Here is a 16,099-nt window from a genome sequence, read left to right as displayed (position 1 = left end):
GGCGGCGAAAGCCTGGACACCAACACGTATGCCCGTGCCATCACGTTTTAACATCGCGTCCTGAACGAGGTCCCCCGCCGTGGTGAAAATCAAAATCGATGATCGCGAAATCGACGTCCCGCCGGGATCGAACCTCGTCGATGCCGCCGCGCTTGTGGGTGTTGAAATCCCGACGCTGTGTTATCTCCAAGGCTACGAGCCCTCCAATTCGTGCCAGGTCTGCACGGTCAAGGATTGCCGGTCCGGCCGGTTGATCTCGGCCTGTGGGACCAAGGTCGTCGAGGGGATGGAGATCGAAAACGAGAGTGAAGAGATTCGCGACGTGCGACGGACGGCGCTGGAGTTGCTGCTCAGCGAACACGTCGGTGACTGTCGTGCCCCGTGTGACTTTGCCTGCCCGGCACACATGGATATCCCGCTGATGTTGGACCAGATCAGCCATGAAAACTTGCGTGATGCCATCGTCACCATCAAAGCGGACATCGCCTTGCCGGCGGTGCTCGGCCGCGTCTGCCCCAAGCCGTGTGAAAAGGGATGTCGGCGCAAGACCGCCGACGGTCCCGTGGCGATCTGCGATCTGAAACGCTACGTCGCGGATGTCGATTTGGCCAGCGACGATCCCTATCTGCCGCCCTGCAAGCCGGCGACGGGGAAACGGGTGGCGATCGTCGGCGCCGGGCCCAGTGGCCTGGCCGGCACGTTTTACCTGCGCCGTGCCGGACACACCTGCACCTTGATCGAGCGAAACGATGCGTTGGGCGGTCGACTCCGCAGCGAAGAAGATGAACGAAGTTTGCCACGCGACATCTTGGATGCCGAAATCAACCAGATCATCCGGCTGGGCGTTGATGTTCGATTGCAAACAGCGATCACCACGAAAGAGGAACTCGATGCGTTGTGTGATGAATTTGACGCGGTGCTACTGGCAATCGGCCAAACGACGCCGGCACAGGTCGAACAATTGGGGATCAAGTCGAGTCGCAAGGGCATCGACATCGACTCGAAAACCTACGCGACCAACCGTCGAGGCGTGTTCGCCGTCGGCAACGCATTGCGGGGCAAGGGAATGGTGGTGCGGAGTACGGCCGATGGGAAGGAAGCTGCAACGATCATCCATCAATTCCTGGCCGGATGGAAAAAGCTCGGCCTGGGACACGACTTTGCATCACGCATCGGCCGTTTGGAATCGGGCGAGATCGACGAGTTCTTGGCCAATTCCACCCCCGCCCCGCGCTCCGTCCCCGCCGCCGGCACGGACTACGTTTCCTGTGATGCAACGGAACAATCCGAACGCTGTCTGGGCTGTGGGTGTGTGGCGCACAACAAGTGCAAACTGGAACGCTGGTCGGAATTTTACGGTGCCAACCCGAATCGGTTTCCCCGAGTGCGACGGCCTTACGAAGTTGTCGGACGGGCCTCGTCGGTGTTGTTCGAACCGGGCAAGTGCATCAAGTGCGAACTGTGCATCAAGATCGCCGAGCGGGCTCAAGAACCGTTGGGACTGTCCTTCGTCGGTCGCGGCTTTGATGTCTTGCTGAGCGTGCCGTTTGAAGGTCAGCTCGATGAAGCGTTGACCAAAGTGGCCGAAGAATGTGTCGACGCCTGTCCCACCGCCGCATTGTCATTCGCCCCCAGTCGCCAGCCACCGGAACTGACACAAATTGAGATCCCCGGCCGCATCAAGGCGAACAAATAGTGGGATAGGCTTCCAGCCTGTCAGTTTCCTGCCTCTTACGTTGACGGTGAGAGCAACGGTTTGTCGCCAGCCGACCCGCCCCACCATCATTCTGCCCCGTATCATTCTGCCCCGTATCATTCTGCCAACCGTCTCGTGATTCCCACCGACTTGATCGGGCACCGTCGCTGAGCGGACTGGTAGGAAGTTTTTTGGGGTAGGAAAATTATCTATCTCGAAGGGCTGATGCATTTCATCATCTTCTTACCTCCTAAATCTTCGTACCCGATCTCCGCAACGACTCAGTGGTCACCCTCCGTCACATGACCATCAGCGTCAAATCGCAATTTGGATCGCTTATTGCTCGGCCACGCATTCCAAACCGAGGCGGCCAACAACACCGCGATCGCCATGTAGACCATCGGATCAAACGCGATCACAAACTTGCCGACGATCAATCCGATCGCCGCCAACAATCCGATGCCGAACGGCGCGTAACCGTGGCGGTGCCGGGCACCGACCGCCAACCCGCCGACGGCAAACGTCAAACACGCCGCCGTGATCGGAAACAGGTATACCGCCTGCATCAAGAACGTCAGCCCCAACCAACCGAGCAAGCCCGCATAAGCCGGATACTGACACGGACAGGCCAGCCGGGGCAATAACGCCAGCAAGACCGGCGGCAACACCGAAAGCAATTTGCCGAACGCGACGGTGGGTCTGCGATGCTTCACTGGCTGATTCGGTAAGCTCTGATACGAAAGAATTGCCGTCGAGCATTTTACACCGGCGTTCACCGAAGAAACCACGGCCAGCTACAATTGCGGGTCAACGAATCGCAATCGCAGAATCACTTCCCAGAGAATACCATGCCCCTACAGCGACGTGAGATGCTTTTCGGAACCGCCGCGGTGCTCGGATCGGCGAACGCACTCGCGGTGTCGGCAGAAGCCGATTCGAAAGCGCCGGGATCGGGACACGCCCCCCATTCCATCACCGAACCACAACGCCAAACACCGATCGCCGGCCGCAGCGACGTGCTGGTCTGTGGCGGCGGTCCGGCCGGCGTCAGCGCGGCGATCGCCGCCGCCCGAGCCGGTGCGTCGGTGCAACTGTTGGAATGTCACGGATGTCTCGGCGGGGTCTGGACCAGCGGCATGTTGTCGTATGTCATCGATGCCGACAAACCGGGGTTCAACAAAGAACTCATCCGCCGCCTGGACCAGGCGAACAACCAGTACGGACACGTCCCGCTGAGGCCGCGGACGTGGCTGTCGTACATGTATGACGTGGAAACGATGAAGTGGGTGTTGGAAACGCTCGTCAGCGAACTTCGCATCGGCGTCCAATTGCACACCCGTGTCGTCGCGGTGGATCTCGACCCGAACAATCGGATTCGGGGTGTGATGACCGAATCCAAATCGGGCCGACAAGCCTGGATGGCCGATGTGGTCATCGACGCGACGGGCGACGGAGACGTCGGGGCGCTGGCCGGTTGTGAGTTTGAAATTGGTGATAGCGCTGGCGCAGACGACTGTCCCTGCCAACCGATGTCGTTGATGGGAGTGATCTCGGCGCCGCCCGAATTGCTGCACCAGTACACGCGTGCCGGCAGCAGCGACGGAAAACACAAGGACCGCTTCCGCGCCGAAATCGAACGCGGCGGCTACAAACCGAGCTACACCAAGCCGACCGTGTTTCACATGGGCGGCTCGATCGCCTCGGTGATGATGAATCACGAATATGGCGTCCGCCCCGATGATGCAGCCGCGATCACCGAAGCAACCTTTCGGGCACGAAACGAACTGAATCAGATCGTCAGGGGATTGCAGACGCTGCCGGAGTGGAAAGACCTGCGTTTGGTCGCCACCGCCGAACAGATCGGTGTTCGCGACGGCCGTCGGATCCAGGGCCGCAGTCGCGTGACGCAGGACGACGTGGTCGCGGGACGAAAGGATCCCCAAAGCGTCTGCACGTCCGGGTTCTGCGTCGACATCCATGCGCTCAAGAAGACCGACGGCGGCTACGGAAACCGCGGAATCAGGGCCAAGCCGTTCGACATCCCGATGGGAGCGCTGGTCGCCGCCGGGGTGGACAATCTGATGATGGCCGGAAGGTGCATCAGCGGCGACTTCATCGCGCACTCGAGTTACCGTGTGACCGGCAACGCAGTCGCGATGGGCGAATACGCCGGCGTCGCCGCCGCCACCGCCAGCAAGTCACAAACCGCCCCGCATACCGTTGCCTACCAAAACGTCGACCAAACCGTCCAAGCGATCCGAAAAGAAAACAGCTAAGCCGTTGGTGTCTAGCCTTTAGGCGATTCTCGGTCGCTGCTTGGCACATCGATTGTATCAGTGACAGATTTGATCGTAGCGGAAGTCGTCAAGACTTCCGTTTTCAGCCGCGGGCGAAACTCTTGACGAGTTCCGCTACACCATTGATTCATTCGATCCGCTTCATGTATCAACGCCGGCGGCGAATTTACAACGCTAGCCCTCTCTGGCGTTTGCTTGCTACGCAAACGCCGTCTCTCCCAAAGGGAGAGAATCTAAATCGGTTGCGAAAAGCTAGAGTAATACAATCGACGTCCCTCGCAGCGACAGTGGGCTTCTATCGCCTGCACACCAGCGATTGCTGCCTCCTTTTCGCGACCATCGGAGGGTCATGACTTGATAAACGATCCTTCCTTCAGTTCCCGCCAGGCTTGCCGGATTTCCTCTTGCGTGTTCATCACGATCGGGCCGCGCCAGGCGACCGGTTCCTTGATCGGTTCACCGGAAACCAGCAAGAATCTGCCGCCTTCCTCGCCCGACTCCACGCGAATCGAATCGCCTTGGTCGAACAACACCAGGGAACGATTTCCGGCAAACTCGTCTAAGGATTTTCCGTGGTTCATCGGGTCTTCCACCCGCACGTCGCGTGGATCCGACGCGTCTTTGAATCGCACCGATCCGGCGAACACGTACGCGAACGCATGACGCGTCGTTTCGATCGGAATCGATCGCGTCGTGTTCGGGGGCAAACTGATGTCCAGGTAACGGGGGTCGGCTGCGACGCCTTCGACCGGACCGCGTTTGCCCCAAAAATCTCCGCACAGCACTCGCACACTCGTGCCGTCGTCCTCCACCACCAGCGGGACATCCTTGGCACTGATGTCCTGATAGCGTGGCTTGGTCATCTTGTGCTTGGCCGGAAGATTGGCCCACAGCTGAAACCCGTGCATCCGACCTTCGGCGTCCCCGTGCGGCATTTCTTGGTGCATGATCCCGCTGCCGGCCGTCATCCACTGGATATCGCCCGTCGCCAGCTGTCCGCTGTTGCCCAAGCTGTCGGCGTGGTCGACCGTCCCGGCCAAGACATACGTGATCGTCTCGATTCCACGATGCGGATGCCAGGGAAACCCGTTGACGTACTGCTGGGGGTCCTCGTTGCGAAAGTCATCAAACAACAGGAAAGGGTCAAACGGTTCAGTTTCGCCGAAACCGAACCCGCGATGCAGATGAACACCGGCGCCTTCCACCAGCGGTCGCGACGTGGTGATGCGTTTGGGTTGTCGCACGTTGGTCGTTGAATCGGTCATCGAAGCTTTCTCATTTTCAAAGAGGGGAGAGGGAAATTGATTGATAGCGTCGGCGTCAAAGCGACGGCAACTATCTGTTGCAACAGATATCAGGCCAAAAAAAATGCTCACGGTTCGCTCTGTCGCGCGCGAAACAACAACTCGTTCAACGTCGCCAGATCCTGATCGGAAAGGTGCCGAAATTGCGTCTGATGCAGTTTCTCCAGCGGTTTGGCCAGTTTTTTCAGCGCCGCGCGTCCTTTCGGTGCCAACTGGATCCAAACGACCCGGCGGTCTTCGTCACAGCGTTCCCGCTTGACCAGTTCTGCTTTGGCCAATCGATCGATCAGACGCGAAATGTCCGCCTGGGGCGTGATCATGTGTTGGCCGATCTGGTAAATCTGCATCGGCTTGCCGGTTCCCTGCAGGATCCGCAGCACGTTGTACTGGGAATCGGAAAGCCCGACCGATTCAAACAGCTGAACGAACGCACGGTGCAATTGCGTCGAGGTCCGCAGCAGGTTCAGGTACGTCTCCTGTTGCAGACTGGCAAACGGACCGCGTTTGCCGATCTCGTCCGCCAACGATTTTGCCTTGTCCGGTTCCATGCCTTAAATATATGTTGCAACAGACACTTTGTCAAGTCCGCCACGTCGCGTCTGCCTCAAGCTCGTTCGAGTCGGCCAGCCGGCGCGAGATTTGCATCCGCTCTGCGATCGACGTCTCCAGGCACATGATCGGACCCAGGAGCGAAGCGATGAACCCTCTCGAATCGCCTCCCCATGGCGGAAAGGCCGTCTCAGATCGCCATCGGGCACGCTGGTGGCACAGGCAAAAAGCACGCGTGGTGTGCGATTTGTGCCCACGTCACTGTGCGCTCAAAGACGGCGACTACGGCTTCTGCTTCGTCCGCCAAAATTGTGGCGGCCAATTGGTATTGAATACTTATGGGCGGAGCACGGGATTCTGCATCGATCCGGTTGAGAAAAAGCCGCTGCACCACTTTTTCCCCGGCACCAGCGTGCTCTCGTTCGGCACGGCCGGTTGCAACATGGGCTGCAAGTTTTGTCAGGCTTGGGAGATCACCAAGTCGAAACAAGTGCTCGATCGCCTGAGCCAGAAAGCGACGCCCGAGATGATCGCACACGCGGCGGTCCGGCTCGGCTGCGACAGTGTTGCCTTCACGTACAACGATCCCGTCATCTGGGCGGAATACGCGATCGACACCGCTCACGCCTGCCACGATCGCGGCTTGAAAACGATTGCCGTGACGGCAGGCTTTATTTGCGCCGAACCCAGGCAAGCGTTTTTCGAAGTGATGGATGCAACCAACGTCGACTTGAAGGGGTTCACCGAGCACTTCTACCGGCACCTGACGCTCTCTCACTTGCAGCCCATTCTGGAAACGTTGCAATGGATCAAGCACGAGAGTTCCGTGTGGCTTGAGATCACCAATCTGGTCATCCCGGGGGCAAATGATGACCGTGACGACATCCGGCGAATGTGCCAGTGGATCCACGACGAACTCGGCGACGAGGTTCCGCTTCATTTCACCGCGTTTCACCCCGACTATCGGATGATGGACACTCCTCCGACTCCCTCGCGGACGTTGGTCGATGCCCGCCGGATCGCGCTCGAAACGGGGCTGCATTACGTGTATGTCGGCAACGTCGACGATCCGAAGCGTCAAAGCACGTACTGTCCCGGCTGCAAGGCTCCCTTGATCGGACGTCGCTGGTACGACATCGACACCTATCAACTGGATCAGAACCGCTGTCGGAACTGCGGCCACACGATCGCCGGTCACTTCGGTGAAAAACCGGGCCACTGGGGCACCAAACGCGTGCCGGTCGATCCGGCGGCGTTGTTGAGATCGCTGGAAACCGAGGCACGCGTGTGAAACGAAACGCGCGCGGCGTCTCGGTCGGCATGTTCAACGCATCGCAAGCTGTCGAGATTTGCGTTCCAGGTTTCCGATCCGCTGCTCCACAGACAGATCCGCCCGGGCAGTTCCAGTTTGACGGCTGCCGCCAGCCACGGCGATTGCACCACAATGGGCACAACAGACTTCGCGTCCGAGCAATTCAATTCGCACCCGCATCCCGCGGCCACAGACCGTGCATTCCTGTCGAAAGTAGACCTGATTCCTGCTCACCGCGATTGTCCGCCTTGAAAAAACGTGTCGCCGATTTGGATTTCAGAAACGAGTGCCCCGGGCAGGTGAACGCCGTCGAAAAAAGTTGCGTCGTCCCTCGCAATCGACCTCCATCGCAGCCGACATCGCGACCACCTTGAATCTTCAATCTATGCGTGCCGACCGTCGCAGACAGTCACATAGACACCCGAAATGGTGTCAGAAAATTCCTGATGGACATTTGACGTTGCATCGCCAGCTGCTTGTGCTTTGTCGCTCGATGCAGGCTGCCGAACGGCGATTCGTGGGATCACTCCCGATTTTCGATCACCCAATGGACGGCTTCACGCGCGAGTGCCGCCATGTCATCCAGCTCCAGTTTTTCCTTGATCCGCGATCGGTACGTCTCGATCGTCTTCGGGCTTAATTGCATCGACGATGCGATATCAGCCGTCTTCATTCCCCGGCCGATCAGCTCGAACGTTTGAAGTTCACGATCCGACAGCGCCTCGGACGGAATTTTCCGCAACATGTCCTTTCCGTGCACCACACGATGCAGCACCTTTGCCGACATCTCGGGACTCAGGTACACATCGCCCTTGAGGACCGCGCGAATGGCGTCGACGATGGCATCGGTTGCGTTGACTTTGTTGATATAGCCCATCGCACCGGCCCGCAACGCACGCTCGGCATAGAGCGTATCTTCATACATCGACCACACCAACACGTGCGTCTTGAGTTTGTCTGCCTTGAGCATCCGGATCAAATCGATGCCACTGCCCGTTTTCAGGGACAGGTCGATGACCGCAAGATCAGGCTGTTGACGACGAATCAATTCCAGTGCATCGTTGACGTCATCGGCTTGGCCACAAACCTGTAAATCGGCTTCCAAATCAATCCGACTGATCAATCCTTCACGAGTTGACGGGTGGTCATCAATGATGACGATTCTGGGCATCTTGGACTCTGTCACGTTGAGAGTTTGCGTGGGGAACGAGCCGTCAAACAGGCTCGGCTGCCGGCTCGCACCCTGGATCCAAAGGCCCCAATTTAGTCTACATTGCAACCTGTGTTCCATTTGACTCCGCGGAGGGCAGGATCGAAGGAAATCCCGTGGCTGCCGACAACCGACATGGCAACGAGACGACGCAGGCGAGGTCTCACCGAGTCGTTTTTTTCCTGACACGCCGATCCTGGGAAACCCTACCTTCGACAAAGTAGCTTCGTGACTAATGCAGCGGGTCGGGACCGATACCTTGGAAAGATCAGCCCATTGCGGAATCGGGACTCCTGCCGATCAAGGCAGAGCCGGGTCCAGCTGCGGCAGTCACCGACCGCATCCGCCGAATCATCGTGCCAATTCGAGCGACCGGAATTAGCCATGCCGAATGCAGATCGCCGCGCCCCCGATCAGATCCTGGTCGTCGAAGACGACGACGATACACGGGCGAATTTGTGTGACATTCTGGAACTTGACGGCTACTCAGTTTCTGGCGTGAGCACCGTGGCCGAGACGCTGGCTCATCGAAACCTGGACCAATTCACCACGATTATCCTGGATCGACACCTTCCCGACGGAACCGCCGACGATTTGTTGCCGCGGTTGAACCAGCTCGCCCCCGATGCGATGTGCATCGTCGTGACCGGTGACGCGGATTTGGGCGGAACGATCACCGCCTTGCGCGAGGGCGCGTCGGATTACATTGTCAAACCGATCCGCCCCGATGCTCTCCGCGCCAGTCTCACGCGGATCCGACAGCTGGCCGAAGCGGAGCACCGAGCCGCCCAGGCGGAACGGCTTGCCGCGATCGGAGAAGTGGTCGCATCGGTCGGTCACGAGAGTCGCAACGCCCTGCAGTGCATCAAGAGTCGGGTTGATCTGATTCGGATGGATGCCGGAGACAATGCAGCCTTGCTCGACGATCTAACGGCCATTGAAAAGGCATGTGATGGTTTGCAATGCATGTTCGAGGAATTACGCGAATTCAGCGCCTTGATCGAACTGCACCCGCGACCGTGCAGCTTGAAGAGCATCGTCCAAGCGGCCATCGATAGCCTTCGCCTATCCCCGAACTTCGCCGGCGTCACGGTTGAATTGGAGGTCCCCGATCACGTCGTCGTCCTGGATCCGATTCGCATCGAACAGGTGTTCCGCAATCTGATCGAAAACGCGGCCGGCGCGGGGGCGGGTCGCATCCGTATCGTTGCCGAACAGACCACCATCCGAAATGAATGTATGATGGAAATCGCCGTCCACGACAACGGCGCTGGATTCTCCAAGCACCAGCGCGAGCAGGCGTTTGAACCGTTCTTCACCACCAAAAAGACGGGGACGGGTCTCGGGCTTGCGATCTGTAAACGCATCATCGACCAGCACGGTGGACGCATTGCCATTGTGCCCCGCGTCACCGCCGGCGCCACCATTTCGTTTTCGCTGCAGTCTCGATCCGACGATTGCCGTCGTGCTGATACGGCCCAACTCGAAGAGCCACTCACTTGCTTTGGGAACTCCTGAAGCAAGGCCCCCGCAGGATTCGCCCCGTCCTGCGGGGGCGTCTTTTGATGTCCGACCAATTGTTGCGATGATTGTCGGCGGACTGTTATCGCCGGGGCGCAAACGAACCCGCGAACGCGTAATTCCATTGATGCTTCTGGTTCTCGCGCTGGTAGATCACCCGACTGGTGACCACGGTTTCATACTCGTGCTGCCCGCCCTCAAGCTGGCGAAAGATGTTCGCACTGATGTAGCAAACGATCTTCTCGGGTAGACGTTCGACATTGACCGCCAGCGGTTCGCGATGCCCGTCCAACGGACCGCCCATAAACTCGATCACTGTTTGTTGCGTTGAGTGTGGCATCGTCAATTCCTTGGGGAGAGGAGATCGCCCGAACATTCACTCGACGGAAGGTGCCGCCCTGCATCACGTCATGATAACAAACCGGCGAATCAATGATTCGCAACTCACGTCCCCTTGTCGTGTTTTGAATCGGTCTGTGGTGACATTCCCTACATGCCATTCCGCGTGTCCCTGATTCCAGTTGATTCCGCCCGCCTTGACACTGACTCCTCGAAACCGGTGACCTTGCGATTTTGTCAGCAAACGTTTCCAGGGTTTGTCTTTGAACGGGGCGCAGCTGAATGCTGACATTTACCGCACCGCCACACCCGAGATCAACGGAGCATGAAGAGCGATGCAACGGCCTGTCCACAACCAATGTTGTCCCCACACCAATGACACGGGATCCGAACCGTGGCAACTCCCGACGCCCACGCTCGCGATTCCCGGAACGCCCGAAAAACTCGCCGTGATGCAGGCTCGATTTCGCGCCGGCGAGCAACTCCATCATCCGTTCGATCGCAAGGCATTCCCGCACCCCGCATCTCTCCATCTCCATCACCTGTCGACCAACCGAGAGACCGCGGCATCAATCGAGGGACCACCAACTCAAACGGATTCGTCGCGTGAGCCCGATCGTTGAAATGCGACCGGTGCATTCAACGTCTGGGAAACAGTTCACGCAGCGACTCGGGGATGACCGCACGGATGTCATTGATCTCTCCTTTGCTGACGCGGTCCGCAAGGACCTTCAGCACGGCGCGTGTCAACCGCTCCGCCTCCACCTCGGGATCATCCGGAAAGGCGTCGGAAACATGCGTCAAAAACGCGGCTTTGGAGCGGTCTTTGACGGGAACATGGTCCGGTTGCCAGCCTTCGTAGAACATTCCACGAAGCAGCATCGGCAACTCCGAGGCCAGGTCAGCGGTCTCGTGAATCGTCAAACGGTCTCGCAAGGCGTGCAACACCACCGACAGACCGTGATACGCCCTCCGCGCATCTTCCCATTCCAATTCCCGCATCAAGTCTTTGATCCAATGCTTTGTCTTTTGAACCGTCGCAGCGAGCGCGGGAACGTTCTTGTGCGGACGGTGTGACACCTTGGGAACCCCAGATTCATCGCCGGGCTCATCGTCGGCGATGATGAAACACTCCTCGATACCGTGCACGTTCTGATAAACGACTTTGCCAGCCATGATTTAGTGCTCCTTGAAAGCGTCGGGGAACACCGAACCGTCAATGCAAGTTGCGGGCCGAAGTGATCCCGAAAGTTAGCCCCCACACCGTTCATCCTATCGGATTTCACAAAGCGAGTCGCTGCAGCACGCTCCGAGTTCCCAGGGCGTGCATGACCGCACGGTCGAGGCACTCCAGCAAGCTAAAGAACACAGGGGCAGGCCGGCAAAGTCGCCACAAAACGGATTGGCACAGCCTGTGCAACAAGACCGCCCAGGGACGATGGGCGGTCCGAACCGTCGCCCAGGCGATCAGAAGGGGGCGGCACCGCGCACGTCGTCAGCTGAATCGAAATGCACGATCAACAAGCGGATGGCGGCCGCGTTGCGGGCTCAGCAAACCACAACGGCTCGCGGCGAGCACCTCGTCATAACGTCCCGCGACTCAATCAACTTTCGAAACGTCCCCGCGCGATCCATTGACCATGCCCCAACCGCCCGCTCCCAAACCGGCCGACCGTCGCGACGACGATTCGGGCACGTCTTTCCGCGGCCACGGATCCTTTTCGCCACTGTTCTGGTGGATCGCACTGACGGTCGGATTGTTGATCGCACTGCAACTGAGGACGGTGGATTCGGCTCGTCAGGAGATTCCCTCGTGGACGGGTTTTAAGAAGCTGCTTGTCGATCAAGCGATTGATCCGGACAGTGTCACGATCCGCGATGACCGCGTGGAAGCCACACTGAAAGCCGACTTCGTTCCGGAGAAGTCCCTGTCGATCGCCAAACAGCCCGATCAGCCGGTCCCCGTGTTCGTCGCCATCGACAGCGAGAACCGAGATTGGTTCATCCAGCAGATCGATGGCTTGCAGGTCCCCTACCGGCTCGACACCTCGGTCAGCCGATGGTGGACGATTCTGCTCAGTTGGCTGCCGATGATCGTGTTGATCGCGTTTTTCTGGTTCCTGCTGTACCGAACGCGCCAGACCTTCGGCGAAGGCGGCAGCGGAATGTTGGGTGGCTTCGGCAGATCACAGCACCACATGGCATCCAAGGACACCGTCAACGTCACCCTTGATGACGTCGCGGGGATCGACGAAGCCAAGGCGGAGATCGGCGAGATCATTGAGTTCTTGCAAAACCCTGGCCGGTTTCAAAAGATCGGCGCCCGCATCCCACGCGGTGTATTGCTGCTCGGACCGCCCGGTTGTGGCAAAACACTGTTGGCCCGCGCCATCGCCGGCCAGGCCGACGTCCCCTTCTTCTCGATATCGGGTTCCGATTTCATGGAGATGTTCGTCGGTGTGGGGGCGCGTCGCGTCCGTGACTTGTTCGAACAAGCCAAACACAGTGAGCCGTGTATCATTTTTCTCGACGAAATCGATTCGATCGGTCGCAAACGAGGGCTGGAATTGATCGCGGGCGGCGGCCACGGCGAACGCGAACAAACGCTCAACGCCATTCTCTCGGAAATGGACGGCTTTGAACCCCACGACCAAGTCATTGTCATCGCCGCGACCAACCGCCCCGATGTGCTCGATCCGGCGCTGGTGCGACCCGGACGATTCGACCGTCAAGTCGACGTGCCGCTTCCCGATACCAAGGGCCGGCAAGACATCCTGCGGATCCACACCAAGCAAGTCAAACTGGCCGACGATGTGAATTTGCAGGAGTTGTCCCGCGCGACCCCCATGTTCTCCGGCGCTGACTTGAAAGCCATGGTCAACGAAGCTGCGATCATTGCCACCTTGAGTGACAAATCCGCGGTGACGATGGAAGACATGCGACGCGGACGCGACAAACTGAAATTCGGACGCGCCCAAACCAGTCGGGAAATTGACGCACAGCAACGAACCATCAGCGCCTACCACGAGGCCGGACACGCGTTGCTGGAATCGCTATTGCCGGACGCCGATCCGGTTGAAAAAGTCACCATCGTCCCTCGAGGGCGCGCACTCGGTGCCACGTTCGCGCTGCCCGAGAGAGAGCGTTACACGTATGGACGAAAGTACATCTTGGCGACAATGCGAGTGCTGTGCGGCGGTCGGATCGCCGAGATGCGAAAGACCGGCGACGCGTTTTCGGGTGCCGAAGACGACATCAAAAAACTGACCGAACTGGCCGATCGCATGGTGCGGATGTGGGGCATGTCCGACGACATCGGATTTGTTCGCGTCGCCACCGATGCCGAAGAGGAACGGTTGCTGGTCGACCGTGGATATAGCGAACAGACGGCAAAGCAAATCGACGATGCGATCCAAACCTTGGTCAACGAGGCCTACCACGACGCCGAGCAGATGATCGGTGATCACTGGGAAAGCGTCGAAGCGATCGCACAAGCCTTGCTCCAGCGCGAAACCTTGACGGCCGAAGAGCTCCAACAACTGATCCATCGCGACACACGGCCGCCGCACGATCAGACCTGCCGTAGACAGCCAGACGAAGGGGCCGTTGAATCCCGGCCGGCCTGAGCGGACCACGTGGATTTCTCGATCGGTGAGGGTGCACACCTCAGGCACGCCGTGCAATTTTGCACAACTTGATCCGCCACCGCACGTGCCGTGCACGGTCTTGTGATGAATCGATCACAGCCGATCGGCTTTTCTTTTGCAAGATCATTTGAAGGACAATTCACACTGCACGGGTTCGCAATAAATATGCGAAATCCCAGTGTAATGGCCTATGACCAGCGGCCGCTGGCCCGAGGTTTGCTCCTTTTGATCCACTGTTTCCCTTTTCACCTGACCCATAAGAAAGGAAGAACCATGGCAACAGAAGTCAGCACTTTTGCGACGATGCGGGCTGATCATCGGCACTGGGATCACGACCACACCAATTGGTTGCAGGACATCGCACAATGGCAGCAGGAACATCAGCAAGCAGTCGCCCAATTAAAACAAATGGAAGAGCTCATCCGGATGCACGGCGAAGCGGTGCAAAATCACGCGGAAGTGATCGAGCAGCATCAATGCGTTGAACGCAAGCACGACCAAGCGATGTTTGGGTACGTGACGGGAGCGAGCAACGAACACGACGAAGAGGCGTTCGCGGAAGAACACGCCCGGCGAGCACGGCAGCATGAAACTCAGAGTCAAGCACACGAACGGATCAAGAAGCACCACCACACCGTGATGGCTCAGCTCAGTCTCTTGAAGCAAGCGATGGAATCAGGCATGTAGCTCGCCAGGCATTTCGGCAGAGGAATCCTGGTGAGAGCATTATTCAGGCGACGCACGACCGCGATGCAACGTTGGTGCTGCGTCGTCCCAATTAGGTCTTAGGCAGTGAGAAAGATTATGAACTCGACATCAACGACCCAACCCGTCCTGGGAGAACCAGATGCTCACATCATGATGCGACGCGCGAAGACGACGGTGCGCTGGTTGCTAATCGTCGCGCTGGTATCGACCATCGTAATGTTTCTTTTTGTCCGGCCGGCGGCTTACCTGGGGGCGATTCCTATCCCGATTCTATTTGTGATCGATGTCGTACTCGGTCTGCTTGAACGCCAGTCCAGGGCGACTGCGATACGAGAACCCGGTCAGCAATCCATTTCGAAAAAAGAAATCGAACTCGATGTTCAGGACGCCGGAATCTTGACAGGACTCGGCATTGTGTTCTTGCTGGCGGTCGGAACCTTCATCATTGCCGCAGCCTTGTTCGACTGGCCCTTGGTCGGAGCCGTCGCCACCGCGGGATTCCTATTGGCCGTGTTGATCAACATCCCCTACCTGTATCTTTTCGTGCAAGAGGCCGAACGGGACGAACGTGAGAAAGTCACGCATCAAGCCCCGGAAGCCGCAGATTCCGAAGAGATGCATCGGTAGCGAGATGTGCCAGGAGCGGGGAGGGTTGGCTGCGGCTCGGATTCGATCAAACACCACCCATCGCCCCTCCCCTCGCTACGCTCGACCCTCCCTGCCAGGGAGGGTTTCGTCTTATTTTGATGCCTGAGCCACTCCACGATGACGACGCTGCTTTGGATCATCCTGTTTGGTTTCTTGATGAGCTGCATTGCTTTGGTCGGCAGTGTGACGTTGGTCTTGAAGCAACAAACGTTGGATCGGATTCTGCTCCCGCTAGTGGCCTTCGCTGCAGGTTCGCTGATCGGTGGGGCGTCGTTTCACATGATTCCGGCGGCGGTGGAGGCGATGGACAACGCTCTGGCTCTGTACATTTGGTTGGTTGCCGGGTTCATCCTTTTTCTGGCGCTGGAACAATTCCTGAACTGGCACCATAGCCATTCGCAGGCACCGAGCGAACGACAGCCGTTGACGTACCTGATCTTAATCGCCGACGCCGTTCACAATTTCATCGGTGGGCTGTTTGTCGGCGCAAGCTTCTTGATCAACTTTCGACTGGGGCTTGTTGCCTGGTTGGCGGCCGCCGCACACGAAGTGCCGCAAGAATTGGGTGACTTTGGTGTCCTCGTTCACGGCGGCTGGTCGAAGTCAACGGCTCTGGTCTACAACTTTGTTTCGGCTCTCACGTTTCTCGCGGGGGGACTTGTCGCCTATTTCGCTTCCGCGCGAATCGATGTCGTTTTTCTGATTCCGTTTGCGGCCGGAAATTTTCTGTACATTGCCGCGGCTGACTTGATCCCGGAGATCAAGAAGAGCCACGACATCCGAACGAACGCCCTGCACTTTGCCGCATTTGTCCTCGGCGTCTTGCTCCTGCTCGTGCTGCGACTGGTGTTTCCTCACAGCTGACGTG

At 58.3% G+C, this 16,099-nt stretch carries 15 protein-coding genes; 9 read left to right on the top strand and 6 right to left on the bottom strand.

The features are described from left to right. Positions 1-79 precede the first annotated feature (79 nt). The gene (locus H1B37_RS18615) at positions 80-1,696 is read left to right on the top strand and encodes a 2Fe-2S iron-sulfur cluster-binding protein (protein ID WP_182868168.1); all 1,617 of its coding nucleotides are present in this window, start codon (positions 80-82) and stop codon (positions 1,694-1,696) included. A gap of 281 nt (positions 1,697-1,977) precedes the next feature. Here H1B37_RS18615 and H1B37_RS18610 read toward each other — a convergent pair whose 3' ends face one another. Further along, positions 1,978-2,409, bottom strand: coding sequence for a hypothetical protein (locus H1B37_RS18610; RefSeq protein WP_182868167.1), 432 nt, complete (start codon positions 2,407-2,409; stop codon positions 1,978-1,980). 135 nt (positions 2,410-2,544) lie between these two features. Here H1B37_RS18610 and H1B37_RS18605 point away from each other — a divergent pair, with 135 nt between their 5' ends. Then, entirely contained in the window at positions 2,545-3,972 is a 1,428-nt protein-coding gene (locus H1B37_RS18605) for an FAD-dependent oxidoreductase (protein WP_182868166.1), read from the top strand. 368 nt (positions 3,973-4,340) lie between these two features. On the opposite strand, the gene H1B37_RS18600 is transcribed toward H1B37_RS18605, so the two are convergent. Both H1B37_RS18600 and H1B37_RS18595 read right to left on the bottom strand, forming a co-directional pair. Then, on the bottom strand, positions 4,341-5,258 hold the full coding sequence (locus H1B37_RS18600; protein WP_182868165.1) for a pirin family protein: 918 nt from the start codon (positions 5,256-5,258) through the stop codon (positions 4,341-4,343). A 107-nt stretch (positions 5,259-5,365) separates the two neighbouring features. After that, a complete protein-coding gene (locus H1B37_RS18595) occupies positions 5,366-5,845 on the bottom strand; it encodes a MarR family winged helix-turn-helix transcriptional regulator (RefSeq protein WP_182868164.1) in 480 nt (159 codons plus the stop codon). Between the two features lie 149 nt (positions 5,846-5,994). On the opposite strand from H1B37_RS18595, the gene amrS reads away from it, so the two are divergent. Next, the gene (gene amrS / locus H1B37_RS18590) at positions 5,995-7,137 is read left to right on the top strand and encodes an AmmeMemoRadiSam system radical SAM enzyme (RefSeq protein ID WP_182868163.1); all 1,143 of its coding nucleotides are present in this window, start codon (positions 5,995-5,997) and stop codon (positions 7,135-7,137) included. Positions 7,138-7,681: 544 nt separating this feature from the next. On the opposite strand, the gene H1B37_RS18585 is transcribed toward amrS, so the two are convergent. Next, positions 7,682-8,329: a response regulator transcription factor gene (locus H1B37_RS18585; RefSeq protein ID WP_182868162.1), complete on the bottom strand. Its 648-nt coding sequence runs from the start codon at positions 8,327-8,329 to the stop codon at positions 7,682-7,684. A gap of 423 nt (positions 8,330-8,752) precedes the next feature. Between H1B37_RS18585 and H1B37_RS18580 the strand changes: the two genes are divergently transcribed. Then, on the top strand, positions 8,753-9,886 hold the full coding sequence (locus tag H1B37_RS18580; protein ID WP_182868161.1) for an ATP-binding protein: 1,134 nt from the start codon (positions 8,753-8,755) through the stop codon (positions 9,884-9,886). Positions 9,887-9,971: 85 nt separating this feature from the next. On the opposite strand, the gene H1B37_RS18575 is transcribed toward H1B37_RS18580, so the two are convergent. After that, positions 9,972-10,229 carry a hypothetical protein gene (locus H1B37_RS18575; protein WP_182868160.1) on the bottom strand — a complete coding sequence of 86 codons (258 nt, stop codon included), beginning with the start codon at positions 10,227-10,229 and terminating at the stop codon, positions 9,972-9,974. Positions 10,230-10,563: 334 nt separating this feature from the next. On the opposite strand from H1B37_RS18575, the gene H1B37_RS18570 reads away from it, so the two are divergent. After that, positions 10,564-10,851, top strand: coding sequence for a hypothetical protein (locus H1B37_RS18570; RefSeq protein WP_182868159.1), 288 nt, complete (start codon positions 10,564-10,566; stop codon positions 10,849-10,851). Positions 10,852-10,867: 16 nt separating this feature from the next. On the opposite strand, the gene H1B37_RS18565 is transcribed toward H1B37_RS18570, so the two are convergent. Next, entirely contained in the window at positions 10,868-11,404 is a 537-nt protein-coding gene (locus H1B37_RS18565; RefSeq protein WP_182868158.1) for a DUF2267 domain-containing protein, read from the bottom strand. Positions 11,405-11,868: 464 nt separating this feature from the next. Here H1B37_RS18565 and ftsH point away from each other — a divergent pair, with 464 nt between their 5' ends. From ftsH to H1B37_RS18545, 4 genes are all read left to right on the top strand, one after another. Next, positions 11,869-13,854 (top strand): ATP-dependent zinc metalloprotease FtsH, encoded by a 1,986-nt coding sequence (ftsH, locus tag H1B37_RS18560; protein ID WP_182868157.1) that lies wholly within the window; start codon positions 11,869-11,871, stop codon positions 13,852-13,854. 105 nt (positions 13,855-13,959) lie between these two features. Then, the gene (locus H1B37_RS18555) at positions 13,960-14,562 is read left to right on the top strand and encodes a hypothetical protein (RefSeq protein WP_182868156.1); all 603 of its coding nucleotides are present in this window, start codon (positions 13,960-13,962) and stop codon (positions 14,560-14,562) included. A 171-nt stretch (positions 14,563-14,733) separates the two neighbouring features. Continuing rightward, the gene (locus H1B37_RS18550; protein WP_182868155.1) at positions 14,734-15,210 is read left to right on the top strand and encodes a hypothetical protein; all 477 of its coding nucleotides are present in this window, start codon (positions 14,734-14,736) and stop codon (positions 15,208-15,210) included. A gap of 138 nt (positions 15,211-15,348) precedes the next feature. After that, positions 15,349-16,095: a ZIP family metal transporter gene (locus H1B37_RS18545; protein ID WP_182868154.1), complete on the top strand. Its 747-nt coding sequence runs from the start codon at positions 15,349-15,351 to the stop codon at positions 16,093-16,095. Positions 16,096-16,099: the final 4 nt, after the last annotated feature.

This window comes from Stieleria mannarensis (assembly GCF_014154935.1).
In the GTDB taxonomy this organism is placed as follows: Bacteria; Planctomycetota; Planctomycetia; order Pirellulales; family Pirellulaceae; genus Stieleria; species Stieleria mannarensis.
The sequence above is the reverse complement of the archived record's forward strand: the minus strand, read 5'-3'. Positions and strand labels throughout refer to the sequence as shown.

Coding starts and splice junctions, on each gene's coding strand:
- H1B37_RS18585 (WP_182868162.1), bottom strand. CDS start 8,329: ATGCCCAGAATCGTCATCATTGATGACCACCCGTCAACTCGTGAAGGA.
- amrS (WP_182868163.1), top strand. CDS start 5,995: ATGAACCCTCTCGAATCGCCTCCCCATGGCGGAAAGGCCGTCTCAGAT.
- H1B37_RS18605 (WP_182868166.1), top strand. CDS start 2,545: ATGCCCCTACAGCGACGTGAGATGCTTTTCGGAACCGCCGCGGTGCTC.
- H1B37_RS18570 (WP_182868159.1), top strand. CDS start 10,564: ATGCAACGGCCTGTCCACAACCAATGTTGTCCCCACACCAATGACACG.
- H1B37_RS18565 (WP_182868158.1), bottom strand. CDS start 11,404: ATGGCTGGCAAAGTCGTTTATCAGAACGTGCACGGTATCGAGGAGTGT.
- H1B37_RS18545 (WP_182868154.1), top strand. CDS start 15,349: ATGACGACGCTGCTTTGGATCATCCTGTTTGGTTTCTTGATGAGCTGC.
- H1B37_RS18575 (WP_182868160.1), bottom strand. CDS start 10,229: ATGCCACACTCAACGCAACAAACAGTGATCGAGTTTATGGGCGGTCCG.
- H1B37_RS18600 (WP_182868165.1), bottom strand. CDS start 5,258: ATGACCGATTCAACGACCAACGTGCGACAACCCAAACGCATCACCACG.
- H1B37_RS18555 (WP_182868156.1), top strand. CDS start 13,960: ATGAATCGATCACAGCCGATCGGCTTTTCTTTTGCAAGATCATTTGAA.
- H1B37_RS18595 (WP_182868164.1), bottom strand. CDS start 5,845: ATGGAACCGGACAAGGCAAAATCGTTGGCGGACGAGATCGGCAAACGC.
- H1B37_RS18550 (WP_182868155.1), top strand. CDS start 14,734: ATGATGCGACGCGCGAAGACGACGGTGCGCTGGTTGCTAATCGTCGCG.
- H1B37_RS18580 (WP_182868161.1), top strand. CDS start 8,753: ATGCCGAATGCAGATCGCCGCGCCCCCGATCAGATCCTGGTCGTCGAA.
- ftsH (WP_182868157.1), top strand. CDS start 11,869: ATGCCCCAACCGCCCGCTCCCAAACCGGCCGACCGTCGCGACGACGAT.